General features: G+C 50.7%; 23 protein-coding genes. 9 read left to right on the forward strand and 14 right to left on the reverse strand.

Features of this window, described 5'->3' with window-relative positions; translation table 11 throughout:
• Window positions 1-63: 63 nt before the first annotated feature.
• Window positions 64-669: a lipid IV(A) palmitoyltransferase PagP gene (gene pagP / locus AB7038_RS02170; protein ID WP_368889158.1), complete on the forward strand. Its 606-nt coding sequence runs from the start codon at window positions 64-66 to the stop codon at window positions 667-669.
• Between the two features lie 56 nt (window positions 670-725).
• Here the strand turns inward: pagP and AB7038_RS02175 are convergent, their stop codons facing one another.
• Both AB7038_RS02175 and AB7038_RS02180 read right to left on the reverse strand, forming a co-directional pair.
• Window positions 726-2,126: an amino acid permease gene (locus tag AB7038_RS02175; RefSeq protein ID WP_368889157.1), complete on the reverse strand. Its 1,401-nt coding sequence runs from the start codon at window positions 2,124-2,126 to the stop codon at window positions 726-728.
• 139 nt (window positions 2,127-2,265) lie between these two features.
• Window positions 2,266-2,412: a PhoP/PhoQ regulator MgrB gene (locus AB7038_RS02180; protein ID WP_025154858.1), complete on the reverse strand. Its 147-nt coding sequence runs from the start codon at window positions 2,410-2,412 to the stop codon at window positions 2,266-2,268.
• 207 nt (window positions 2,413-2,619) lie between these two features.
• Here AB7038_RS02180 and AB7038_RS02185 point away from each other — a divergent pair, with 207 nt between their 5' ends.
• The 3 genes from AB7038_RS02185 (at window position 2,620) to brnQ (ending at window position 5,530) form a co-directional block, all read left to right on the forward strand.
• Window positions 2,620-3,003, forward strand: coding sequence for a helix-turn-helix domain-containing protein (locus AB7038_RS02185; protein WP_015422774.1), 384 nt, complete (start codon window positions 2,620-2,622; stop codon window positions 3,001-3,003).
• 240 nt (window positions 3,004-3,243) lie between these two features.
• Window positions 3,244-4,050, forward strand: a complete 807-nt coding sequence (gene yidA / locus AB7038_RS02190) for a sugar-phosphatase (protein ID WP_072868571.1) — start codon at window positions 3,244-3,246, stop codon at window positions 4,048-4,050.
• A gap of 157 nt (window positions 4,051-4,207) precedes the next feature.
• Window positions 4,208-5,530: a branched-chain amino acid transport system II carrier protein gene (gene brnQ, locus AB7038_RS02195; protein ID WP_349418187.1), complete on the forward strand. Its 1,323-nt coding sequence runs from the start codon at window positions 4,208-4,210 to the stop codon at window positions 5,528-5,530.
• Window positions 5,531-5,689: 159 nt separating this feature from the next.
• Here the strand turns inward: brnQ and AB7038_RS02200 are convergent, their stop codons facing one another.
• From AB7038_RS02200 to AB7038_RS02210, 3 genes are all read right to left on the reverse strand, one after another.
• A complete protein-coding gene (locus AB7038_RS02200; RefSeq protein ID WP_349418189.1) occupies window positions 5,690-6,523 on the reverse strand; it encodes an N-acetylmuramoyl-L-alanine amidase in 834 nt (277 codons plus the stop codon).
• 231 nt (window positions 6,524-6,754) lie between these two features.
• Window positions 6,755-7,405 carry a CatB-related O-acetyltransferase gene (locus AB7038_RS02205; RefSeq protein ID WP_368889156.1) on the reverse strand — a complete coding sequence of 217 codons (651 nt, stop codon included), beginning with the start codon at window positions 7,403-7,405 and terminating at the stop codon, window positions 6,755-6,757.
• Window positions 7,406-7,729: 324 nt separating this feature from the next.
• The gene (locus AB7038_RS02210) at window positions 7,730-9,184 is read right to left on the reverse strand and encodes an alanine/glycine:cation symporter family protein (RefSeq protein ID WP_072868583.1); all 1,455 of its coding nucleotides are present in this window, start codon (window positions 9,182-9,184) and stop codon (window positions 7,730-7,732) included.
• A gap of 1,090 nt (window positions 9,185-10,274) precedes the next feature.
• Between AB7038_RS02210 and AB7038_RS02215 the strand changes: the two genes are divergently transcribed.
• Window positions 10,275-10,451 (forward strand): GhoT/OrtT family toxin, encoded by a 177-nt coding sequence (locus AB7038_RS02215; RefSeq protein ID WP_004235197.1) that lies wholly within the window; start codon window positions 10,275-10,277, stop codon window positions 10,449-10,451.
• A gap of 253 nt (window positions 10,452-10,704) precedes the next feature.
• On the opposite strand, the gene AB7038_RS02220 is transcribed toward AB7038_RS02215, so the two are convergent.
• Window positions 10,705-10,905, reverse strand: a complete 201-nt coding sequence (locus tag AB7038_RS02220; RefSeq protein ID WP_004235196.1) for a hypothetical protein — start codon at window positions 10,903-10,905, stop codon at window positions 10,705-10,707.
• Window positions 10,906-11,818: 913 nt separating this feature from the next.
• Between AB7038_RS02220 and satP the strand changes: the two genes are divergently transcribed.
• Complete coding sequence (satP, locus tag AB7038_RS02225; protein ID WP_004235192.1) at window positions 11,819-12,388, forward strand: acetate uptake transporter; 570 nt, start codon at window positions 11,819-11,821, stop codon at window positions 12,386-12,388.
• A gap of 63 nt (window positions 12,389-12,451) precedes the next feature.
• Here the strand turns inward: satP and AB7038_RS02230 are convergent, their stop codons facing one another.
• Entirely contained in the window at window positions 12,452-12,991 is a 540-nt protein-coding gene (locus AB7038_RS02230) for a YfaZ family outer membrane protein (RefSeq protein ID WP_369452666.1), read from the reverse strand.
• A 295-nt stretch (window positions 12,992-13,286) separates the two neighbouring features.
• On the opposite strand from AB7038_RS02230, the gene AB7038_RS02235 reads away from it, so the two are divergent.
• Window positions 13,287-14,729 (forward strand): catalase, encoded by a 1,443-nt coding sequence (locus AB7038_RS02235; RefSeq protein ID WP_368889154.1) that lies wholly within the window; start codon window positions 13,287-13,289, stop codon window positions 14,727-14,729.
• Between the two features lie 61 nt (window positions 14,730-14,790).
• On the opposite strand, the gene menE is transcribed toward AB7038_RS02235, so the two are convergent.
• From menE to AB7038_RS02265, 6 genes are all read right to left on the reverse strand, one after another.
• Entirely contained in the window at window positions 14,791-16,182 is a 1,392-nt protein-coding gene (menE, locus tag AB7038_RS02240; protein WP_368889153.1) for an o-succinylbenzoate--CoA ligase, read from the reverse strand.
• Window positions 16,182-17,153 carry an o-succinylbenzoate synthase gene (menC, locus tag AB7038_RS02245; protein ID WP_369452667.1) on the reverse strand — a complete coding sequence of 324 codons (972 nt, stop codon included), beginning with the start codon at window positions 17,151-17,153 and terminating at the stop codon, window positions 16,182-16,184. The genes menE and menC overlap by 1 nt, the downstream gene beginning before the upstream one ends.
• On the reverse strand, window positions 17,153-18,010 hold the full coding sequence (menB, locus tag AB7038_RS02250; protein ID WP_004235182.1) for a 1,4-dihydroxy-2-naphthoyl-CoA synthase: 858 nt from the start codon (window positions 18,008-18,010) through the stop codon (window positions 17,153-17,155). The genes menC and menB overlap by 1 nt, the downstream gene beginning before the upstream one ends.
• Before the next feature lie 13 nt (window positions 18,011-18,023).
• Complete coding sequence (gene menH, locus AB7038_RS02255) at window positions 18,024-18,797, reverse strand: 2-succinyl-6-hydroxy-2,4-cyclohexadiene-1-carboxylate synthase (RefSeq protein ID WP_369452668.1); 774 nt, start codon at window positions 18,795-18,797, stop codon at window positions 18,024-18,026.
• A complete protein-coding gene (menD, locus tag AB7038_RS02260) occupies window positions 18,794-20,464 on the reverse strand; it encodes a 2-succinyl-5-enolpyruvyl-6-hydroxy-3-cyclohexene-1-carboxylic-acid synthase (protein WP_369452669.1) in 1,671 nt (556 codons plus the stop codon). Before menD ends, menH begins: the two co-directional genes overlap by 4 nt.
• Window positions 20,465-20,590: 126 nt before the next feature.
• Entirely contained in the window at window positions 20,591-21,922 is a 1,332-nt protein-coding gene (locus tag AB7038_RS02265) for an isochorismate synthase (RefSeq protein ID WP_368889149.1), read from the reverse strand.
• Window positions 21,923-22,106: 184 nt separating this feature from the next.
• Here AB7038_RS02265 and AB7038_RS02270 point away from each other — a divergent pair, with 184 nt between their 5' ends.
• Both AB7038_RS02270 and AB7038_RS02275 read left to right on the forward strand, forming a co-directional pair.
• Window positions 22,107-23,306, forward strand: a complete 1,200-nt coding sequence (locus tag AB7038_RS02270; protein ID WP_369452670.1) for an alpha-xenorhabdolysin family binary toxin subunit A — start codon at window positions 22,107-22,109, stop codon at window positions 23,304-23,306.
• A gap of 262 nt (window positions 23,307-23,568) precedes the next feature.
• Window positions 23,569-24,306, forward strand: a complete 738-nt coding sequence (locus AB7038_RS02275) for an alpha-xenorhabdolysin family binary toxin subunit B (RefSeq protein WP_369452671.1) — start codon at window positions 23,569-23,571, stop codon at window positions 24,304-24,306.
• A 43-nt stretch (window positions 24,307-24,349) separates the two neighbouring features.
• Here AB7038_RS02275 and nuoN read toward each other — a convergent pair whose 3' ends face one another.
• Window positions 24,350-25,807, reverse strand: coding sequence for an NADH-quinone oxidoreductase subunit NuoN (gene nuoN / locus AB7038_RS02280; RefSeq protein WP_108656815.1), 1,458 nt, complete (start codon window positions 25,805-25,807; stop codon window positions 24,350-24,352).
• Window positions 25,808-25,810: the final 3 nt, after the last annotated feature.

Here is a 25,810-nt window from a genome sequence, read left to right on the forward strand (position 1 = left end):
CATTTGTTATGAGCAAGATAATCGTTTTAGGATAAATGATTATTGTCACACCAGGAGTCATTCATGAAGCTTTCTCTGAGCACAATCAGCACCCTGACGCTCACCTCCCTGCTGATGGCCGCACAGCCCGCAGCAGCACAGGAACAGGACACATTAAAAAGTGACAGCGTCACAAATGATACTGCGGCTTCAGAAGGACTGTGGGGAACGTTTAAACGCAACGTCACCAACGTCTGGCAATCAGACCAGTATGATTTATATGTTCCGTTCTGGACGTGGCATAACCGCCTGACCTACGACAAAGAAAAAACCGATAAATACAATGAAAAGCCGTGGGGTGCCGGGTTCGGTAAATCCTACTATGATGAGGATAATGACTGGCACAGCCTGTACGCCATGGCATTTAAGGATTCACACAATAAATGGGAGCCGATTGTCGGTTACGGGTTCCAGAAGATGTGGATGCCGCACGGGCAGGACGGTTTCAAAGCCGGTGTCGGCTTTACCATTGGTGTGACCGCGCGGGATGACTATCACTATATCCCGATCCCGGTACCGCTGCCGCTGGCATCGGTGGAATATAACCGCCTGGCGATTCAGGCCACTTATATTCCGGGCACTTACAATAACGGTAACGTCCTGTTTATGTGGGCCCGCTGGCAGTTTTAAGTACTTTTGAACATAAAAAAACCGGGGATTTTTCCCCGGTTTTTTATTATCTGCAGTTATGCTTTCGCGGCACGGCGGCGTTCATAATAGCGGTATGTCAGCCACAGGAAGCCAATCCAGAACGGCAGCAGGATCACTGAAATCCGCAGACCATCCATCAGGGCAATCAGCACCAGGATAAAGGCCAGGAACGCAAGACAGATATAGTTGCCCCACGGATACCACAGTGCCTTAAAGAACGGCTCCACGCCCTCTTTCATCTTCGCCTGACGGAATTTCAGGTTGGAGATACAGATCATGATCCAGTTAATCACCAGCGTGGTGACCACCAGCGACATCAGCAGCGAGAATGCCTCTTTCGGCAGCAGGTAGTTGATCAGGATCCCCACGGAGGTGACCAGGCCGGACAGAATAATCGAGTTCACCGGCACACCGCGCGGACTGATGCGTTTCAGGAATGCAGGCGCATTACCCTGACGTGCCAGGCTGTAGAGCATCCGGCTGTTGCTGTAAACACCGCTGTTATAAACGGAAAGCGCGGCAGTCAGTACCACCACGTTCAGCACATGAGCAATCCACAGATTGATATTGCCCTGCACAGAATCCGCAGCACCAAACGCATGGCCGATTTCACGGAAGATCAGCACAAACGGGCTGACGTTCTCGACAATTTTTGTCCACGGATAGAGAGAAAGGATAACGGTAATGGAGCCGATATAGAAAATCAGGATACGGTAAACCACCTGATTGATAGCTTTCGGAATGCTGTAACGCGGATTTTCTGCTTCCGCTGCCGCCAGGCCGACCAGTTCGAGTCCGCCGAAAGAGAACATAATGATCGCCATCGCGAAAATCAGTCCGCCCCAGCCATGCGGCATAAATCCGCCGAATTCCCAGAGGTTGCTGACAGAGGCCTGCGGGCCGCCGTTACCGCTGATCAGCAGATAGGCACCAAAGGCAATCATACCAAGAATGGCCACCACTTTGATCATAGCAAACCAGAATTCAGTTTCCCCGTAAACCTTGACGTTCACCAGGTTTACCAGGTTTATCAGCACAAAGAAGATCGCTGCAGAAACCCAGGTCGGAACATCCCACCAGAATTTAATATACTCGCCGACCGCCGTCAGTTCTGCCATGCCCACCAGAACAAACATCGCCCAGTAGTTCCAGCCGGATAAAAAGCCGGCAAAACCACACCAGTATTTATGGGCAAAATGACTGAATGACCCGGTAACCGGCTCTTCCGCCACCATCTCGCCAAGCTGGCGCATGATCAGAAACGCAATAAAACCGGCGACTGCATAACCGAGCAGGACAGAAGGCCCCGCCATCTGAATCGTTGTGGCTGTTCCCAGAAACAGCCCCGTACCCACAGCACCACCCAATGCGATAAGCTGTATGTGTCTGTTTTTTAATCCGCGCTTGAGCGTCTGCTCCTGCTGTACTTCTGACATTAGATCCTCTGTAACGGCTATATTATTATTCTGCGTCGTGCATCACTGCATCCTGAAAAGTTTAAGCCCGTTATTAAAACATCATTTTGCTGCCTTGAATACCGTTAGCAACAAGATAATCAGAGGGAAAAGGCAAAACTCAGCCCTTGTCTGACGGAATAAATTTCGTAATCTCACAGATTCCCAGCATAAAATCCTCGCGCTGATCACAGTACTTATCGAGCGCCGCAATATAAAAAAATACACCGGCAACAATCAGCAGCAGGATAATTATGATTTTTTTCATGTTTCGCCTATTTTCATCTGAATTATACCCGTTAACAAGATTTCGTTACATTCCGGTATCGTTACATACTTTAACGGAATGAGTGTGCTGTTTCACAAAAAAATTCATTTCATCAGCAGGAAGCGCATAAACAGATAACACCCTGTTTTGTCATAATGAAATAAACTTGTATACTTGGAAAACCCTGAAACTGAGCCGAAATCATCAATGCCGCAAGATAATCATGTCGCACTTGTGTGCGCACTTAGTAAATGGATAGAAAACCACACGGGTCGTGTTATCCACCTCGAAGAACTGGCTGCCTATTCCGGGTACTCGCTCTGGCATATGCAGAAAATCTTCAAAGAAGTTGCCGGGATCTCGCTCGGCAAATACATCCGTCAGCGCCGTCTGGCCGGTGCGGTTAACGCCCTGCGCCGGAGTGAACAGACTATCTTTGATATCGCCCTTGATTTCGGTTTCGGGTCGCAATCTCATTTCACCTATATGTTCCGCAAAGAATATAACATCACCCCTTACGACTACCGCCAGAACCCGGATATCACTCTGGATATCAAAGAGCCGTGGCATTTCAGTCACGACTGTAACTAAGGCAACTTAAACAATTAATAACAAAACTATATTTAGCCATATGATTTTAACTATCTTATTGTGCATTCGGATCGGCAGGACAAATCCCTGCCGCAGCACAACATATAGTGTATCCGGCTGTTTTTGATGAATAACGGCAATCTTATCCCGCAACAGGCGGTTTTATTGACATCGCCCCGAAATGGCGGCATAACATTTTAACTGTCTGTTATTTTGTTGCCGCTGTTTTCAGGAGCCTGCATGTCCGTAAAACTTATCGCCATTGACCTCGATGGTACCCTGCTTAACTCTCACCATCAGATTACCCCCGCTGTCAGTGCTGCTGTCACCCGCGCAAAAGAGAAAGGTCTGCATATTATCCTGACGTCCGGCCGCCCGTTTAACGGCATTCTGCCCTACCTCCGGGAGCTGGGGCTGGATAAGGAAAATCATTACTGTATCAGTAACAACGGCGCGGTGATCCATGATGCCGAAACCGGCGAGCCGGTGATTGAAACCCTGATGGACTTTGAGGATTACCGCTATTTTGAAGCGCTGGCCCGTGATATTAACGTGCATTTCCATGTGCTGAGTAACGGCGAAATGTTCACCACAAACCGTGATATCAGCTACTACACCCTGATGGATGCCTACCTGACACAAACACAGCTGTACTATCGTCCGCTGGCGGAAATGGACAGCGAAATGCAGTTCAGCAAATTTATGATGATTGATAACCCGGTGCGCCTGAATGAAGCCGCAGGGTATATCCCGCAGGTTTCCTTTGACAGCTACAATATTCTGCGGACAGCACCGCATTTTGTGGAGATTTCGGCCAAAAACGCCACGAAGGGACAGGCTGTTGCGCTAATCACCGAAAAACTGGGGCTGACACCGGACAAAGTCATGTGTATCGGCGATCAGAACAATGATATTTCCATGCTGGAGTATGCCGGGGTAGGTGTCGCCATGGGCAATGCCGCCGACCACATTAAGCAAAAATCCGGATATATAACGGCCTCAAATGATGAGGATGGTGTGGCGGCAGCCATAGAAAAGTTTGTGTGACCGGGATTATATTTTTTCAAATTCCCCTAATTAATGAATTTGTTCCGTTTACTCTTCTGAGTCTTTTAATCAATCTGCATTTTGTTACTATTTTAACGGTTTCATTTAAAAAATAACTAAATCACAGTATTTAATTTTAACATGTACAGGTTGTTTTATGTTTTCAACAAAAGACATGCTCGTTCTCGGGATGATGGTTTTTGCACTTTTCCTGGGTGCGGGCAACATAATTTTTCCGCCGATGGCGGGTTATCACTCGGGAACTGACTGGTTCAGTGCCTCCCTCGGATTTATCGTCACCGGCGTGGTTCTGCCGTTCCTCACCCTGATTACTGTTGCGGTCAAAGGCCGTGGTGAGCGGCTTTCTGTCGATCTGCCGCGCTGGGTTTCTGTGACATTCTGGGTGGCGCTCTATCTGATCCTCGGCTCAACATTCGCCATGCCGCGTGTCACCAACACCGCCTATGAGCTGGGTTTTCTGCCGCTCGGCTTCGTGGAGAAAAGCACCGCCAGCCATCTGATTTTTGCCTTTGTGTTTAACTTTGTTTCTATGTTTTTTATGCTTAAACAGGGAACGATGATCAGCGCTATCGGTAAGTTTATGACCCCGGCCCTGCTGTTCCTGCTGGTTGCCGTGGGGATCGCCGTGGTGCGCACCCCGCTCTCCCCGATTAATGAACCGATCAATCAGTATGTGGATTTTGCGTTCTTCTCCGGTATTGTCGATGGTTATCAGACCATGGATGTGCTGTCCGCAATGGCGTTCGGCGGTATTGTTGCCCGTGCTCTGGCCTCACGCGGGATCACTTCGCCGCAGGACGTGGTGGTTATCACTATCAAAGCCGGGCTGATTGCGGTCGGCCTGCTGGCTGCACTCTACATCTGCCTGTTTTATCTGGGTGCGACCAGTGATGCGGTTTCACAGACAGCCACCAACGGCGGACAGATTTTCTCCCGCTATGTCGATGCCCTTTACGGTGCGCTCGGGACCTGGCTGATGTGCGGTATCGTACTGCTCGCCAGTATGACCACCTTTGTCGGCGTGACCAGTGCCTGTGCGGACTTCTTCGCGACATTCAACCCGCGCCTGGACTACCGTTTCTGGGTGGTGGTATCCACACTGCTGACCACCATTGTCTCCACCTTCGGTCTGGATACGCTGCTGCGTGTCACCATTCCGGTGCTGCTGCTGATTTATCCGACCACCGTTGCGCTGGTGTTCCTGCAGTTTGCCCGCCGTAAAATGCGTAACCCGCGCTTTACCTACGGCTTTACTGTCGCGGTACTGGTGGTGATGAGTGCGTTCGACACCCTGAACAACATCGGTCTGCTCAGTGAAAATGTGCTGGCGGTGTTACACCGGATGCCGTTGTTTAAAGAAGGGATCGGCTGGTTATTGCCGGGCGTGATTGCCTTTATCATCTCGTTTGTTGCCGGCAACATGAGACCGGCAAAACCGCAGCCGGATGTGGCTGCGTAAGCACACAAAAGCCCGGTTATCTGACCGGGCTTTTTTTTTCCGTTATTCATGATGTGCGGCGGTTCAGTATGCTCCCGCCTGTTCCAGAGCAGCGGCCAGATTACGGTAGCCATGACGTTTTGCCAGGGTCAGTGGTGAATCACCGGAAGGATAACAGGGTTATTGTGCGCCGTATTTTTTCAGAAGGGCTTTCACCAGCGCCAGGGTCTCCGCATCCGCTTCCCCGCTGACTTTATGAGAACGGAAATGCATCTGGAACGCTTTGATCACATTGCGGGTTTTTCCGTCCGCCTTACCGGTCAGCGGGATCTCATAACCGTATTTTTTCAGTGCCTGCTGTAGCTCACCGACACTGATTTTATCCGACGGATGCCGGTTGCCGAGAAAACGTTTCACATCAGAAGCATCCGGCCAGGCACCGACCCCGCGTTTTGCCAGATATTCCCACGGGAACATCGGGCCCGGATCCAGTTTGCGCTGCGGCGCGATATCACTGTGTCCCACCACATTCTGCGGGGCAATGTTATGCCGCGCTATCACATCCTGTGCCAGTTTTACAATCAGATCTATCTGGGCAGTCTGATACGGCACCCAGCGCTGCCCGACAGACATTTTCACTGTGCCGGGATTGACAATTTCCACGCCGATTGAGCTTTTATTCAGGCTGCTTTCCCCGCGCCAGTGACTTTTTCCTGCATGCCAGGCTTCACTGCCCTCCGGCACCAGCTGCAATACCACCGGCTTACCGTCACGCACCGCAGGGATTGTCGGTACCAGATACTGAACACTCACCCCGCCGGCAGTCAGCACACGCAGCGATGCCTCATCATTCAGTGCGGTATAATGGAAAACCAGATAATTATTCGGTTTGGATAACCACGGCTCTTTGATATTTCGCTGATCAACAATAAACTCACCGCGATCAATATACTGGCTCTGATTACTGCATCCTGTTAGTATCAGCGCGCACACCAGACACACACTACGCCACATCTTTTTTTGTCCTGTACAATGTTATCCGGCACGATGCCGGTACAGCCCCTTGCCCGGAAAATATCACGACCGCATTATTCACAACGGACATAATATCACGGCTATGTATTATGACGACTTCACTGCGGCAGTGCTATGCTCTGAACGTGGATCATCATGATGTTTTTCTGCAACTGGCAGCTGAAAACGCACGATAAAAATACCCGCCGCAGCGGGTATTCAATCATGTATTTACGGTTGAATGCTGTTTTGCGCCTTGTCATACTGCTCTGATGCCGCTTTCAGCCCGGCCAGATCTGCGGAGCAAATCAGTGGCTTAAGGGCATCAAACTTCGCCTGCGGCCAGTCATAAAGCGACAGGGCCAGCAATTCGCTGATGGTATTTTCATCAAACCGGCTGCGGATAAAGGCAGCCGGGTTACCGCCAACAATGGCATAGGGTGGTACATCGCGGACAACCACACTGTTCGCGGCAATCACCGCGCCCTCCCCGATAGTCACACCGGCCATAATCATGGCCCGCATACCTATCCAGGCACCGTCGCCAATCCGGGTATCCCCTTTACCGATATAAGCCTCATCAATCATATCCGGAAACGGATAGAGGCTGAACCAGTCATGGCGGTGCGTATGATTACCGCCCATCAGGATCACGGCTTCAGCTCCGATGCAGACATAATCCCCGATATACAGCTCATCCACTTTCCAGCTGAGCTGCCAGTCGCGGCTGGTTTCATCGCCCTGTAAATAGCGGACAACGGAGGCTTCAAAACCATTATCCCAGCAATCGCTGTAATAACTGTGTGTACCTTTGATATGAATATTCGGGTTTGTGACGGTTTCATGCAGCCGTTCGCAAACGGACCAATGCTTTTGTTTCATGGTAAATCTCATTATTTAATGGATAGTTACCACAGAACGCTACTCTGTGGTGATGCACTCGCGTTCAAAGCACATCACGCCGGGTTATCCTCGCCCGTTTCAGCCGGGGATTGTCCATTATTCTCTCCCATACAGAAAAACACCCGCTTGCGCGGGTGTGAGATTGCAGACAAAGCAGGATAAAACGTGGTTTTTCCTGCTTTGTGTTATCAGCCGAAAATCAATGGATTGATTTTCCTCGTTTATTTTTACAACCTCTGTCGGTCGTCGCCACCCCCTGCGGGTTTGTCAACGGCCTGACACCCGCTTTCGCGGGTGTCATCATCAGTTAACCTTTTGTTCAACCAGCGGTTCCGGTATTTCTTCCCAGATACCGTCTTCGACCTGTTTACGGATTTCAGGATAAAGGTTGATATCAAACTGCGGTAATTTCCCCGTTTTGCGCTGTTGGTTATAATCTTTCGCCAGCTTAAATGCAACGCCGGATAACAGCAGAATCGCAATCAGATTCGTCACCGCCATCAGCCCCATCGAGAAATCTGCCATTTTCCAGACCAGCGGCATTTCTGACAACGCCCCGAACATCACCATTCCCAGCGCCGCCAGACGCAGCACAAACAGCCCTTTGGTGTGTTTATGCTCGAGGAACACCATATTGCTCTCCGCATAAGCATAATTGGCAATAATGGAGGTAAAGGCGAAGAAGAAGATAGCCACCGCCACAAAGGTGGATCCCCAACTGCCGACAACCGAGCTCAGCGCCAGCTGTGTGATCTCAATACCGTTAATATCGCCCGGCGGATTATCCAGCACCCCGGAGGAGAGAATAATCATCGCGGTGGCACTGCAGATAACCAGCGTGTCCATAAAGACCCCCAGCATCTGCACATACCCCTGAGAAACCGGATGCGGCGGGAACGGTGCCGCAGATGCGGCGGCATTCGGTGCAGACCCCATACCGGCCTCATTCGAGAACAGACCGCGCTGTACGCCGTTAATCATGGCCTGTGCCACACCGTAACCGACAGCACCGGAAACCGCTTCCTGTAACCCGAAGGCACTTTTGATAATCAGCATAAAGACGTCCGGCAGACGCTCAGCGTAATGCCCCATCACCCAGAAAGCGAGGATAAGGTATGCAACCGCCATCACCGGTACCACCAACTCTGCCACACGGGCAATGGAGCGCAGACCACCGAAAATAATCACGCCGCAGATAACCACCAGCAGGGCACCGACATAACCGGCATCCGCACCAAAGGCCATTTTGGACGCCTGGGCAATTGAGTTGGCCTGAACCGCGTTAAAGACCAGCCCGAACGCGATAATCAGGAAGACAGAAAACAGCACGCCCATCCAGCGGGCTTTCAGTCCGCGTTCCATATAATACGCCGGTCCGCCGCGATAATTTCCCTGATCGTCCCGTGTTTTATAGAGTTGTGCGAGTGTGCTTTCAATAAAGGATGTTGCCATCCCGATCAGGGCGACAACCCACATCCAGAAGATAGCACCGGGGCCACCTGCAGTCAGGGCTATAGCCACCCCGGTCAGGTTGCCGGTACCGACCCGCGCGGCCAGGCTGGTACAAAGCGCCTGGAACGGCGAGATGCCGGATTTATCCGATTTCTTACTGTGCTTTAGCACGCTGAACATGTGTCCGAAGTGACGGAATTGGATAAATCCGGTACGAAATGTGAAGTACAGTCCGATACCCAGTAATAAATAGATGAGCAGGTGGTTCCAGAGCAGTCCGTTTAATGTATTAATTATATCGGTCAAAGTTATACCTCTTATATTGCTGTGCTGATTTGCGGCGAATAAGCCCCTTAACGAATGACAGGTAATATCCGTATTGTCATATCTGACGGTGATTGTTTAAAAAAAAGACACCCCTTATTAAGAACCAGCCCGACTTTACCATAAGAAATATTTCCCTGTATATTTTTTTATTTCTTTTTTTTGTTCTATTTATCAGCGTTACTTTTTCGCATTAATACCGCGTTTAATCCGAACTATTAACTCAATGCAACCCATCCAAAAAAAGCACATAAAATCTTTATTTTCATAATGTTATGATTATTTTACCTTACTGTGTTTATTCATTCTCTGATACTTTCAATTTACCGCCTTATTCTGTTTTTGCACCTGACATTAAAACACCTGATTAAATCCGGATTAAAACACCCTGATTAATTAACATCTATTATTACAACATGGGGTAATTTAAAAAACCCCGTTAAACAGAACAGAAACTATAATAATGAAATTCAGATGATAAATTAAACCGTGAAATAAAAAACCAGGTTATTACAGAATAATATAATTATTTTTTATTACCGGAAACCTGCCGCAGCACCGGGGCTGCCCGTCATCCTGCCGATCACCGTTCATCTCAGGCAGGCTCTGATTCCGGGGCAAACTTTGCTCTGTGACACACTACGGTGAAAAAAAGCTTTCACCGCAGACCCGTTTCCGCTAACATAGCGCTATATAATCTGTTATATACCGGATTGTATACATTGCTCTTAATATATTTTTGCCGGTCAGCTGACCGGCAATTTTTTTGACTGCTGTTTCTGATTACGACGACTGAAAATGTGATCCCGCCCGATATTCAGCATAAAGACAGGAATAACCGTGTAGTAATTTTGTCATTAATCATTATTATCAGAACAGATAATCGTGCATTTCTTCGTTATTTTTCTTTATTTTTGCTCCCTTACGGGAGCATTTTCTTATCAGCCGGGCTCTGAAACGCCGCTGCCGGCACAGGAGATCATAAAAATTCCTGTACCGGCAGCAGATCCGCCATGATTTATCACGCGGGGTGAGGTACACTACCCGCATCAGTTTAACTAATGTAACCGTTATGTCCTCTGCACAAATTTTACTGACTATCTACGCAACAGGTGGTCTTCTTTCATTCATTCTGACTTTTTTCCTGACAAAAGATCCGAACCCGTTTTTCCGCCTGCTCAGTTGCCTGCTGATAGCCCTGACCTGGCCGATGTCATTACCGGTGGTCATTTTATTCTCTCTGTTCTGACAGGTTTTAAATCCACAATACTCCCGCAGCCATCACCAGACAAAAAAGCATCAGCCGCCCCCATGTCAGAGAACTGCCATGCTGCTGCCATAATGCATTTATTTCAGGTGCCAGTGCGTAGCCGCGCTGACAAATACGGCGGCGGATATGGCGGGTAAGGAAAAAACGGAATAATAAAAGAGAACCGCAACCACAAAAAGGGAGGAATTATGCGGCAGAGTTCTCCTATACTCAGAATTATTACTGATAGCAATCAGTCCAGTGCATTAATGGCTTTTTCATAGATGACATTCATAAAGTCATCATTCTGCTGTTCCCAATATATTTCCAGCATCACCTGAATGGCTTCTTTAGTAACCGGCTCGCCACTTTTGCATAAAAGGACAGCGGCTCTGCCGATTGCCTGGCAAATTTCGCCATAAACATATGCGTCGCTAACTCGTTCTGAAATCATATCTGTGCCTTATTATTTTAATATAACTACTACCCGTCCGTCTTTACTTAAGACATCAAGGCATTGCTGTTGACTGACACCCCGGTAAGAATTATCTAAAAATTCCCTGTGATTTATTATCGTCACATTACGTTTAATGTTCAAAGAAAAACATATTATTCCGGAGAATATTTTTTTAAAAACATCGAAAAGTGACTAGTATCAAATAGTTATGCTGGTTTCGTATTATCATTGCTACGAATTGTTACTTTTCCGTTGTTTATTGGTTAATACTATATCATGCGATATGTGCTTTTTCGCTATTAAAATACATAAATTTATAAATTTTTACCTGCATAAATAACGTCCTTTTCATCCGGAAAATAAAATATATTAAATCACTTCACCATACTCATTTATGGATTATTATAATCATATAAAATCTCAATGCTCCCTCAACAGGCAGTGATTCACATTATTCCTTTACTCTTTGTGTGGAAATAAAGGTATTTACACAATATACGCATATAAGTATTAACCGATATATGCAACTCGTTTAATACGTAGTTATGATGATTTATTTAATCATTCTTTTATTAATAACAGTAATAAATAAATCGTGCCATGCTATTATTTTTATTTCCTTATTTAAATAAGATAATAAAATGTTTCATCGTAATTACGCCTAATCATAATTTGAATACTCTTATTACCGGTCAAAAAAACAGGTTATTTTGATCAGCGGACAACCCCCTGATTCGCCATATTTTTAAACAAATCTGTCGTAAACAAGACATCTTGTTTTACAAAATATTAATATTTAACATTTACCCTGCAAAAATCAGTTTTTTATAGTTGTATTTCTGTACATTTCCCCTTATCATCCGCGCCTTTGAATAGTGTGTCTCTCCTTTATTTATCTGATTGAGGTTCTATGAGCTCTGACCGTATTGCGAATCCAGGCCCGCTGGGCTTACTGGGATTTGGTATGACGACTATCCTGCTGAATGTCCACAACGCCGGATTCTTCCCGATGGCTTCTGTTATTCTGAGCATGGGGATTTTCTACGGTGGTATTGCGCAGGTCATCGCGGGTATTTTTGAATTTAAGAAAGGAAATACGTTCGGTGCGACTGCCTTTACGTCGTATGGCTTTTTCTGGATAAGTCTGGTCGGCATACTGCTGATGCCGTCAATGGGATTCGGTGAAGCAACCAGTCATGAATTCCTTGCTGTCTATCTGGCACTGTGGGGCATTTTCTCGTTCTTTATGTTTATTGCCACACTAAAAGCAAACCTGACACTGCGCGCGGTTTTCTTTTTACTGGTGATTTTATTTGCCCTGCTCGTTATCGGTAATGCTACCGGTAATGCCGCATTACTGAAATTTGCCGGTTATGAAGGTATTTTATGTGGTGCGACTGCATTTTATCTGGCAATGGCTGAAGTTCTGAATGAACAGTATGGCCGGACAATTTTACCAATCGGTGAACGTCACGCCTGATAACACGATTTCTGTATAAAAAACCCGTTCAGTGAACGGGTTTTTTTGTCTGTGAAACGGGGATCAGAAACTCAGACCCGCGCCCAGATAAGCGCCATCCGCGATACGGTTTTCATGACCGTTATTAGATTCAACTTCAATCTTACGGTAACCGGCTTTCACATTCAGCGGGGCAAATACAGTCCAGTTTGCACCGACATCTGCTTCTTTATAAGAGTCGTTACCGGAAGTCAGACCTGACGGTGCGCCGTAAAACTCACCATAAACACGCACTGACGGCAGGATGCTCCACGCCACACCGACACCCGGTGCAACGGCCATGCCTTTTTTACCCACTTCCGGATCCAGATAAACAGCTTTACCGCCGACACTCGCAGAAACCGGGCCCAGCGGGAAAGCAAATTTGGCACGTGCGCCGCCTAACTGTCCCTGGTGATCACTGCGTGCCCAGTTACCGTCAAATGACAGACCTGAGTACGGGTCACCAAAGCCCACATTGATATCGGTAAATTTCTTACCGGCTTCAACATCCATAGAGATTGCGTTTGCAGCGCCTGCCGCAAACATCAGTGTTGCAGCCACAGCCGCTTTATATTTTTTCATTTTTGCCACCACATAAATTCAGACAGGGTTTCGGGCATTCTCCCCGAAACTGTCACCGTTTGAAAGTTAATATTCTGATTTTTATGTAAAGTTATCTATATCTCCCATCAATAGGTCACACCAATCCATCAAATCGACACATTCTTTTTATGACAGTGCTATATTTTATACCAGGTCATAAAGACAGATAAAAACAACAACCCTCAGTGCAATTTATGACTCACCATGCTGATTTTGCACATCGCGCCAATTTCTGCAATCAGTGCTTTTTTCCTTTACCGACTGGAGATATGTGATGAAAAAGAAAGGATTAACAACGGCTGCGGGCGCACCCGTCGTTGATAACAACAATGTCATGACTGCCGGAAAACGCGGCCCGATGCTGTTACAGGATGTGTGGTTTCTGGAAAAACTGGCGCATTTTGACCGAGAAGTGATCCCTGAGCGCCGCATGCACGCCAAAGGCTCCGGTGCGTTCGGTACATTTACCGTCACCCATGACATTACCCGTTTTACCCGCGCAAAAATTTTCTCTCAGGTCGGTAAAAAAACCGATATGTTTGCCCGCTTCTCCACCGTGGCCGGTGAGCGCGGCGCGGCAGATGCAGAGCGGGATATCCGCGGCTTTGCCCTGAAGTTTTATACTGAGGAAGGTAACTGGGATATGGTCGGTAACAACACGCCGGTGTTCTACCTGCGTGACCCGCTGAAATTCCCGGATCTGAACCACGTGGTAAAACGTGACCCGCGTACCAATCTGCGCAATATGGCGTATAAGTGGGATTTCTTCTCTCATCTGCCTGAATCCCTCCACCAGCTGACCATCGATGTCAGTGACCGTGGTCTGCCGCAGAGCTACCGCAATATGCACGGTTTCGGCAGTCATACTTACAGCTTTATCAACGGTAATAACGAGCGTTTCTGGGTGAAATTCCATTTCCGCTGCCAGCAGGGTATTGCCAACCTGATGGATGATGAAGCAGAACAGTTAATCGGAAAAGATCGTGAAAGTTCACAGCGTGATCTGTTCAATGCGATTGAAAAAGGCGATTATCCGCGCTGGAACCTGCAAATTCAGGTGATGCCGGAAACCGATGCGGCAAAAGTACCGTATAACCCGTTTGATCTGACCAAAGTATGGCCGCATGCAGATTATCCGCTGATGGATGTCGGTTATTTCGAGCTGAACCGTAACCCTGAAAACTATTTCTCCGATGTGGAACAGGCGGCATTCAGCCCGGCCAACGTGATTCCCGGCATTGGTTTTTCGCCGGATAAAATGTTGCAGGGGCGTCTGTTCTCCTACGGTGATGCTCACCGCTACCGTTTAGGGGTCAACCACCATCAGATCCCGGTCAATAAACCGCGCTGCCCGTTCCATAACTATCACCGTGACGGCGCAATGCGTATCGACGGTAACAGCGGTAATGCGGAAACGTATGAACCGAACAGTGCCGGTCTCTTTCAGGAACAGCCTGATTTCAGCGAGCCGCCGCTGTCTGTTGACGGTGCCGCCGACCACTGGAACCACCGCGAAGATACCGATTACTTCAGCCAGCCGCGTGCGCTGTATGAATTACTCAGTGACGCCGAACATCAGCGTATGTTTGCCCGTATCGCCGGGGAACTGGTGCAGGCAGCCGAAGAAACACAAGCCCGCCAGATAGCGCTGTTTAAACAGGTGCATCCGGAATACGGTGCCGGTGTGGAAGCTGCGATCGCAAAACTGAAAAAATAATCGTGTGATAACACAACAAAACCGCTGCAGTCAGTGACCGCAGCGGTTTTTTTATATGAACTCAGCGGGTATGAAAACGATCCTGCGCCATCTGAATCAGTGGTGCACGGGTGCGTTTGATACCGCTGCCCGCATCCGCTTCCGGTAATGCATAGCAGGCCGCCGGACGCATAAAGGCAGGCAATTCCGCCAGACACCAGTCACTGAAATGCTGCCGTTGTTCGTCTGTCCAGTCATCATAATCACGGATCAGATACACAGGCACAGCACCGAACTCGTCACTGCTGACCGGTACCACCAGACACTCCGTGATCAGCGGATAGTGCATCAGCTGTTTTTCTGTCACTTCCGGCTGCACATTCTCGCCGCCGCAGCAGAAAAGATTATCCAGCCGGCCGTCGATCACCAGCTCACCATCCTGCATATGGCCTTTGTCACGGGTCGGATACCAGCCGTCATGGGACGGCAGTGTATGCAGAGCACCATTCAGCCGGATACCGGCGGCAAAGCTGTCGCCTTTGATCAGGATCTGCTGCTGTTCATCCAGACGGATGTTTTTACCGGACAGCGGATTTCCCACCCCGGGTTTGCCGTCTGCCCGTTTTGCGCAGACTGTCGAGGCAAATTCTGTCATGCCGTAACCACACCAGCAGCGGATACCCCTGGCTTCTGCCGCTTCTGTCAGCGCAACAGGAATAGCCGCACCACCAAGCAGAACATCCCGCAGCGGCGGCAGAGTTTCCGGTGATTGCAGCAGACGCCATAGTTGTGTCGGCACCAGCGAGGCGTGCGTGCACCCGCGCAGTGATTCTGCCAGCGTTTCACCGTCTGCCCGCACCACCATTTCACCGCCCTGTAACAGCCAGCGCCAGAGAATCCCCTGCCCGGAAACATGACACAGCGGCAGCGATAACAGCCAGCTGTCACCCGCCTGATAGTTCAGCAGTGAGACCACGCCCTGTGCCGCAGCCAGATGCGCGACCGGACGGTGGGCAATGGCTTTCGGTAACCCGGTGGATCCGGATGTCAGAATCAGTGTTGCCAGCCGTTTCGGATGAGGGATCACGTCCGGCGGTGCTGTGCCGGTCACGGACGGATCCAGTGTTTTCAGCGGCAGCGCGATTGTGCTGTCGCTCCGGTCACACACATAATCCGCATCGAGTGACGCGACCAGTTCTGTCTGTAATCCGCGCGGCAGTGCGGGATTGAGTGTCAGAATCACCGCCCCGCAACGCAGCAGCGCCAGAAAATCAATCACCAGTTCTGTGCTGTTTTTGCCGCGCAGCACCACGCAGTTACTTTCCCGCAATCCCTGCTGATAAAACCCGGCGGCGCGGGCATCCGCGAGAGCCGTCAGTTCTGTCCATGTCAGCGATGAGTCCGCACAGCGCAGCGCCGTTTTGTCCGGTGCCTGCTGAGCATGTGCAACCCACGGCCATTGTGCTGCCGTCATTACCATTGTCCTGTCTGAGTTAATTGATCTGCGGTTATCAGTGCCAGTGTGCTGCCCGGCCACGGACGCACCAGTTGTGATTGCATCAGAGAGAGCGTATCCAGCCCCGGCAGAGTGTCCGGGGTCAGCCATCCGGCGAGACGCGCCAGTTGTGTCAGGCCGAAACTGCTCTCCACCGAGGAGCTGATCACCGCCTGCAACCCTTCGCGGTGCGCCGCTGTGATCAGTTCACGGCAGCGGGCGATACTGCCCGTCAGCGTGGGTTTGATCACAATTGCTGCCACACCGGGCTGTGCTGTTACCGTAAAACCCGGTTCACGGACAGATTCATCCCAGGCAATGGCAATACCGGTGTCCTGCGCATAACACAGGGATTCTTCCGGCGTTTTGCACGGCTCTTCGAGAAAATCAATCCGGGCGCGGTGTTCCGGTGCCACATATTTCGCAAAGCCGTCCGCTTTGGCACGGGTCCAGCTGCGGTTGGCATCCAGGCGCAGACGCAGATCCGGCACTGCCTCCAGAAGCAGATTCACCACCATCCCGTCCCTGACAGCCTCATACAGCCCGACTTTCACTTTGGCAATTTTCTCACCGTCCATGGCATCGAGCGCAAGGATCAGGTCATCCGGGTCACCGGTACAGAGCGGCGCTTTGCGGGTATTGAGGATCTGCGGTAGCGTATCGTCCAGCTCGGCGAGTGCACAGCTCAGCCCGAATGCGACTGACGGCAGCGGACTTTCCGCCGGATCACTGCCCTGACACCAGGCCGCTACCCACGCTTCTGCCGCCTGATGTGCTTCGGCGAGGGTTTCACGGCTGAATTCCGGCAGCGGGGAGATTTCCCCCCACCCTTCGCGGTCATCCTCCCGCAGACAGACCAGCAGTCCGTCGCGGGTTTTCAGGCGCTGATTACGCAGAATAACGCCTGCCTCCATCGGCAGGCTGAAACTGTATAATGTGGCGTGGCGCATTACGGGTTACGTTTGAATTTAGAGAAATCCGGTGAGCGTTTTTCGTTGAATGCGTTACGCCCTTCCTGACCTTCTTCGGTCATGTAGAACAGCATGGTGGCATTACCCGCCAGCTCCTGCAGACCGGACTGACCGTCACAATCCGCATTGAGTGCCGCTTTCAGACAGCGCAGCGCCATCGGGCTGTTTTCCAGCATCTCACGGCACCAGCGCACGGTTTCTTTTTCCAGATCCGCGTAAGGCACCACGGTGTTGACCAGTCCCATATCCAGCGCTTCCTGTGCATTGTACTGACGGCACAGGAACCAGATTTCACGCGCTTTCTTCTGGCCGACAATCCGCGCCATATAAGAAGCACCCCAGCCGCCGTCAAATGAACCGACTTTCGGCCCGGTCTGACCGAACACCGCATTATCCGCCGCGATGGTCAGGTCACAGATCATGTGCAGCACATGGCCGCCACCGATAGCATAACCCGCCACCATCGCCACCACCGGCTTCGGACAGGTACGGATATCGCGCTGTAAATCCAGCACATTCAGGTGATGTGTACCGCTGTCATCACGGTAGCCGCCGTAGTCACCGCGGATTTTCTGGTCACCACCGGCGCAGAAGGCTTTTTCGCCCTGTCCGGTAAAAATAATGGTACCGATGCCGTCATCATAACGGGCATTCGCCAGCGCACTGATCATCTCTTTCACTGTTAACGGACGGAACGCGTTGCGTACCTGCGGACGGTTAATGGTGATTTTGGCGATACCGTCTTTTGATTTATGAAACAGAATATCCTGATAATCGCCGGTGCAGTCGACCCATTCAACCGGGGCAGAGAGCTTTTCTTCGCTCGGATACATCATAGCGGTGAGTTCCTTAAACAGAATGTAATGATAAAAATGTCCGGACTGCCTCCGCAAACGCGGCGGGATTTGCCTGATGGGTGTTATGCCCGGCATATCGGATAGTCCGTAACGGAAAATGGTGTGCCTCCGCAATGGCGCGGAATTTGCTGTCCCGTTCACCACAGAGATAGAGCAGCGGCAGATTCAGGGCGTGCAGTTTTTCCGCCAGCTGCGGCTGATGCCCGAGGGAAGTGTCCGATAGCATATCCGCGATCGCAAAAGCATTATGATGCAGATGCTGTTCCACCCGCTGCTGCCGCTGAACCTCATTGAGATCGGCAAAGACGCCCTGACGATACCAGTCATACAGGACAGACGCCAGCGGGCGTTCACGTAACTGTTGTGCCTGGCGGTTATCATGCAGCAACCGGGCATTGCGCTCGTCCAGTGTGGCAAGTCCGGGATTTCCGGCTTCAATAATCAGCCCGCGCAACCCTGCCGGGTCGCCGTAAGCGGCGTGATACATAGCCAGCCGCCCGCCGAGGGAATAACCGATCAGCCAGTAGTCATCTATCTGATGCGCGGCCAGTGTCTCCGCAATCAACTGACTGACATGCGGAAAGTTTTTGGCGCGGACGGATTGTGAGCCGCCGTGGCCGGGTAAATCAATCAGTAATGAGGGAAAGTGTCCGGCTTCTTCTGCCGCCGTCAGCCACTCTTCTTTATTTCCCCACAGACCGTGCAGCCAGACCAGCCACGGGCCGGGCCTGTCCGCATAACAGCGCTGTGCGGCCAGAACCGTCATTGTGCTGCCTCACGGACCAACTGCTGAAGGTATTTTGCCCCTTCGTCGCCGTTTGTCACCACCTCAATCACTGTCGCGGCATGCTGTGACCAGGCTTTGCTGACCGCGGCTTTCAGTGACGGCCAGTCCTGCGGGGCACTGTAGCTGAGGCCGAACATCTGCGCCGCACCGGCAAAACTGACCGACTGCGGCATACAGTAGAAGCGCTGACGCTCCTGCTCCGGTGTCGGCAGCATGGAGAAAATTTGTCCGCCGTTATTATTGACGATCAGCAGCACAAACGGCCCGGAGGTATAACGCAGCAGTGCCAGGCTGTTGAGATCATACAGCGCGGAGATATCCCCGACGACAGCAAGTGCCGGTTTGGCACTGCCGCGCTGAACACCGGCAGCGGTGGAAATCAGGCCGTCGATACCACTCGCGCCCCGGTTGCTGTACACCGGATAGCCGCACGGCAGCTGAGCAAAAGCATCAATCAGCCGGACAATCAGGCTGTTCCCGGCAAATAATACCCCCTGTGGCGGCAGCAGTTCCGGCAGGCGGCAGGCAATCTGCGCTTCGCCCCAGCCATCGCCCAGAGTTTCTGTAACATGGATGTTCAGTGCCCGCGTCCATTCCGCCAGTTGCGGTGCCCACGGTGTGCGGGTTTGTGCCGGGTGGTCATCCAGCCATTCGCTGACACTGCATTCAAATTTGCGGCCCCGGTGATTTGCCGGGTCCAGCCGTCCCGGAATGGTATCCACAATCCAGTATTCCGGCGGTGTACACGCAGCCTGCCACTGTAAAAGCCGTTTGCCGGTCAGGCTTGAGCCGAACTGGATCACCACATCTGCCTGAGCCAGTACTTCGCGGTAACGCGGGGACGCCAGCCAGAGATCGGCATGCGGCAACAACTGACCGGTCTGGGAGAGCACGTCGCTTATCAGCGGCCAGCCGAGGCATTCCGCCCACTGGCGCAACTGTTTACCTTCGGCGGCCTGCATACGTCCGGCAATAATTACACCTTTTTTCTGCCGCCAGAAGAACCAGTCATCCACGCTGATCACAGAGGTACAGCGGGTCTGCTGTAACCACGGCTTATCACTCTGCCACCAGTTGCCGAGTTGTGCCTGCCATTCCTTACCGGTCTGTCCGTCATCATCATACAGCGGCTCGGCAAACGGGCAGTTAATATGTGCTGCGCCGTGCTGAAGACGGTTCATGATGTCATCGAGGGAAGAGACCAGCCAGGACGCGGGGATATCAAAAACCGGACGCGGCAATGCCAGTGCGGCAAACGGATGAGAGGAAAAAATACCGGGCTGGCGGATAGCCTGGTTTGCGCCGCAGTCAATCAGTTCCGGCGGGCGATCTGCTGTGAGAAAAACAAGGCGTTCGCCGGTCAGTCCGGCCTCAATCAGTGCCGGATAAAGATTTGCCACCGCCGTACCGGAAGTGACAATCACCGCCACCGGCAGCCGGGTGCTTTTCGCCAGTCCCAGCGCCAGATGCGCGAGCCCGCGCTCATCAAAATGGGTGTGACAGATAAATTTGTCATCGGCGGCAGCAGCCAGTGTCAGTGGTGTTGACCGGGATCCCGGCGCGATACAGATATGGCGTAACCCGTGACGGCTCAGCGCCTCCAAAATCACTTCCGCCCAGCGGCGGTTCAATGCACTGTTTGACATAGCTCACCTTTCCTGACCTGTAGTTCTCCGTAGTCTACGGATTGACTCAGGAAATACCTTAATGTAGTTCAATAAACCGGTAGATTATTTCACGGTTTCTGCCCCGGTAAGCAGAAAGTTGCACAATCAGTGAGCGTCGCTCTCCAGCAGTGTTCTCAGACCCGCCGCTTTATTTTCGATTTCACACCACTCTGCCTGCGGATCCGAACCGGCGACAATACCTGCCCCGGCATACAAATCCACCCTGCTGCCGCTGATTTTCGCACAGCGCAGCGACACCGCAAATTCGCTGCGGGACGGGCTGCAATAGCCGCCGCTGCCGGCATACCAGTCACGGTCAAACGGTTCGTTATCCCGCAAAAAGGCCAGTGCGGCACTGCGCGGCAGACCGGCAACGGCGGCCGTCGGCTGAAGACGCTGTAAACAATCGCTGTCACGGGGGGCATATAACGCGGCAGAAATAACACGGTAAAGATGCTGCACTTTGCGCAGGCGGATCACCGCCGCCGCACTCACATCCAGCGCACTGACCGCCCCCTGCAGGCGCTGACAAATATCATCAACCACCACACTGTTTTCATGCACATTCTTTTTATCAGCCAGAAGCCATTGTGCCGCTTGTTCCGCACGGTCATCTTCCGGATAATTCGCCACTGTTCCCGCCAGCGCTTCGGTATACAACTGAGCCCCAGCTCTGAAATAGAGGCGTTCAGGCGGCGAAGCCACAAAAGCCGTGTCCGGTCCGGTGGCAAGCATATAGTGAAAACAGTGGTGATTGCAGTCACAACTGGCCTGCATAAAGGCTGCCGGAGAGACCGGCGCGGAGAGTTCCAGTGCGGTTTTGCGGGCCGTCACCACTTTTTCCATCTCTCCGCCGGTAATGGCAGTCACCGCATCCGTCACCAACTGTGTCCAGCCCGCTTCATCCGGCTGGTGCCGGGCACTGATAACCGTGCTGTGCAACGCCGGAAGTGCAGTTTGCCAGACCAGTGAATGCAGAAATTCCGTGGTTTCTTCCGCCGGGCGGCGGCTGTCAATATTAACCAGAAAGTGTGTTTCACTGCCGGATATCCGCAGTTCGGCGCGGGGAACAAACAGATAACTGCCGCCGGTGCCCTGTGCCGGAGACGGGGTATCAAACTGCCAGCTGTTCAGCCCCCAGATCCGGATTTGACTCTGTGCCGGTAAGGTATCCAGCAGCGCCTGTGCCCCGCTGATATGCGTGAAACGACACACTTCCCCGCACACCGCTGCTGTTTCTGTGCCGTCGCGGTGCTGCCAGTAAAACTGCGGCCAGCAGGTCTGGGCATTCAGCCAGCCGGTCAGAGCCGGCGGGGATAATACTGCCGCCAGTGACGGCGGCAGAGTCACCGCGTACTGATAAATACCATCGGGTTTATTTTTGTTATTCGTTATTTCAGTACAGACCTGAGAAATAAAATCAGAAAAAAGAGTCACTGCTTGCTCCGGATATGCAAAATGCGCGGGTCACTGTGATTATACGGTGAGATAAAAATTATTAAAACCATCCTTCTTTTTTATCCTTGTCACCGCTGTGCATTTTAAGCAATTAATGCGGAAACCGATGCTGTTTCGGCCCCATTCACCACGGAGTTATGTATCTCATCACAGGGAGATATTTATGCACACACAAACCATGCCGGCTGACCGGCTTATTACAGCTGATGAAATAGGCCCGGCCACATTAAAGTTACTTCTCAATGAAGAGGAGGATACTTTCCGGGCTGCAGGTATATTCACACATAATGATCTGGTTCATATCAAACGCTACATTAATTACGGGATGACACTTCCCCGGGAAAAAGAAGATATTATTGAGTTTATAGGCTACCGCAATACTGATCTGCCGGGATTTGAACCCCATAATATTCAGCGTCTGTTTTCTCATATTTATCAGCATGCACTGAGCTGGGAACAGGTTGAATCCATGACCAAACAACAGGCGATTGATCTTGAAATTGCCGGTGCCGGTATCACGACGACCGGGGATTATATTCTTAATGCAATAAATGAAATGCCGGTTATTACCCAGGCAAACATAATGATGCAGGATACACCACCGTCAAATTTAAAAGATATTATCTATAAAAGACAGGACCGGATTATTTCCGGTGAACTGACAAAGATATTAACCGTCATGCGGGATGATATCGCGGAAGAAAGAAAAAAGACACAGAGGGTAAAAAATTGTATCGCCAGATTCCGGCTGGAACTGATCGGGGGTATTGATGATTCCGGCAATGAAATTCCGTCGCTGATCTATGAAGTAAAACGTAAACAGAAAGTCTTATTAAAAAATCAGACTGACGATAACACCTCAGATTTGCAGTCACAAATCCGGGTCAGAAACGATGAGATTGAGATCCTCAAACGGGAATACAGCCAGTTTGTGAAGCTGTCCTTCGCCGGACTGGTCGGCGGTATTATCGGGCTTATCATCACCGGCGGTATTTTCGGCTACCGGGCCGAACAGGTCAGGCGGCGTAAAAATAAGCTGATTGAGGAAGTCGCGGATCTGGAAGAGCAACTTATCACTCAGCAAAACATACAGAAACTGATTATTAAGCTGGATAAAGAACTGAATACCCTGGACAGCTATTTTGCTGATGCCCATATTGCCGTCGATCATCTGGATTTTATGTGGCAGGTCATGCTGACTGAAATTAATGAATCCCTCAATACCTTTATGCAGATAAATGATGCATACAGCCTTTTACAATTTTCATTACAGCTGAAAAAAATCACTCTTCCCTGGCAACGGGTCCGAGGTTATGCCAGAGAACTCATTGCTATTTTTGATACCGCTAATCTGGAAGCATAATAAGGAAAATCACATGACGCATTCTGACATTAATCCTGAACATATTACTCTTACACACTTAAGAGCTAAAAATCATGATATCAGTACCGATGCCGAAACATTATCATTGCCCGCAGCGGATCTGCATTTTCAGATCCGTGATATAAAAAAATGGCAGACCAGAATACTGAATATGATTTCCGCTGAGTCTGCGATTATTTATTCTCATCTTCATAATTTTGATCTTGAAAATTTACTCGGCACATTTCCTCCGGATACGGGGATGAATCTGTTTTCACTTCCCCATGAAAAACAAATTTATGAATTTTTAACTAACCAGATGAATACGATTTATCATTCGGTGAACAGCATTAATACCCTGTTTAATACTGAATTTGATGCCACCGCTATTCCGCTGTTACAGGGCGGGCTATTGCACCATCAGTCTTATCTGGACAAGGCTATCAGCAATGCACTGCCGGATATTGATAAATTTAAATGCGATAAACTCTATTGGGAGGAAAAACTGGCAGTCATTATTCAGTCTGAGGAAATTATTCATCAGCGCGGATTCCAGTCACTTTTCGGCACCACCACGCTGCCGACAACCGAACAGCTGAAGAATGTGGAGATGTCCTCTTCCGAGCGGTTTATTATGGATGAGCTCCACCGGATTATTTCAGCGGTTATCAATACATTAACCGAAGGGCTGAGTTATGTTCAGCTGGTCGAAACCCGGACGACACTCAGTCAGCGGATCTATGACCTCAGCAAACTTATCCGTAATCTGAAAAAAGACCTGAAGCAGTTGCAGGATCATATGCAGGAAATCAGCAGTGCCCTGACATTGCTTCCGAAACTGCGGGAATTTAACAACCGGATCAGTGCGGTACTGTTATTCTGGCTGCAAAGTGTCAGACAGTATGAGCCGTATTTCAGTCAGGATGAGCCCCTTCCCGGGCTGGATGATCTTATCCTTGCCCAGCGCCGCTACTTTTCGGCATTTATCGGGATGGCATAAAAAAACCGGGCTGATTTCAGCCCGGTTTTTCTCAGTACAGATATCAGTAACTCAGTACTGCGTAGCCGGTCAGGGTGATAAACGGCTGCGGCCAGATACCGAGCACGACAACAATAATCGCGGAGAGCAGCACCACAATACCACCGGCACTCATCGCCCAGTTGGACGGTGCCATACGGGCCGGTGATTCCGAACCGCGGATATAGAGGCTGATCATCATTCGCAGATAGTAATAAAGACCGATTGCACTGCCGAGCACCACAGCGGCTGTCAGCCACCACAGTTCCGCATTCACGGCGGTTGCCACCACGAAGAACTTACCGATAAAGCCGAAGGTCATCGGGATACCCGCCAGGGACAGCATCATCACGGTCATGACCGCAGCCAGAACCGGCTTACGCCAGAACAGACCGCGATAGGCATGCAGGGAATCCGCATCCGGCCCGGTGTACGGACTGGACATCAGACTGACCACACCGAACGCGCCGAGGCTGGCAAACAAATAACCGGCCAGATAGATACCGGCGGTCTCTTCCGCCAGTTTCGGATCATTCACCGCGATAAAGGCCACCAGCAGATAACCGAGGTGTGCGATCGAAGAATAACCCAGCATACGCTTGATGCTGTTCTGGGTGATCGCCATCAGGTTACCGAACAGGATTGAGGCAATCGCAATCACCGTCAGGACAATCTGTAATGTCCCGGAATCCGCCATCGGTGCCAGTACCAGCAGGCGCAGCACAGCGGCAAAAATCCCGATCTTGCTGGCGGTCGCCAGGAAGGTGGAGACCGGTGCCGGGGCACCCTGATACACATCCGGTGTCCATAACTGGAACGGGAACAGTGACAGCTTAAAGCCGATACCGACAATCATCATCCCCAGACCGGTCAGAACCAGCGGCTGGTGAATCTGACTGTCCGCCAGACTGCGGCCTAAACCGGCAAAGGATAAATCACCGGATTCCGCGTACAGCAGCGCCATCCCGAACAGCAGAAAAGACGACGCCGCCGCAGACATCAGCATATATTTGATGGACGCTTCCAGTGAGCGTTTCTGGCGGAAGGCATAGCCGATCAGCCCGAACAGCGGCAGTGTCAGCAGTTCAATCCCGATAAAGAAGGACGCCAGGTGATCCGCCCCCGACAGCAGAATGCCGCCGAGTGTGGCAATCAGTACCAGCAGATAGAACTCTTCTTTGTTATCCGGATAGGTCTCCAGCCACGAATAGGCAAAGGTCGTGGTGGCCAGTGACGAAATCAGGATAAGCCCGGTGTAAAACATGCTGTAGCCGTCGATATGCACCAGCGGTGTCACATCCATCGGCTGCTGCTGCCCGACAAAGTACAGAGACAGCAGCGCAAGGTTCAGACCAACGACGGTCAGTGTGGCATTAATAAAGTGATCGCGTCGCCACGCAATGGACAGCATCACAACCACCACTGTCAACCCGATAATCAGCAGTGGTGAGAGTGCGATCAGTTGTTGAGGAGTTATTGTCATGGC

The sequence above is a fragment of the Morganella morganii genome, assembly GCF_041099235.1.
Classification (GTDB): Bacteria; Pseudomonadota; Gammaproteobacteria; order Enterobacterales; family Enterobacteriaceae; genus Morganella; species Morganella morganii_E.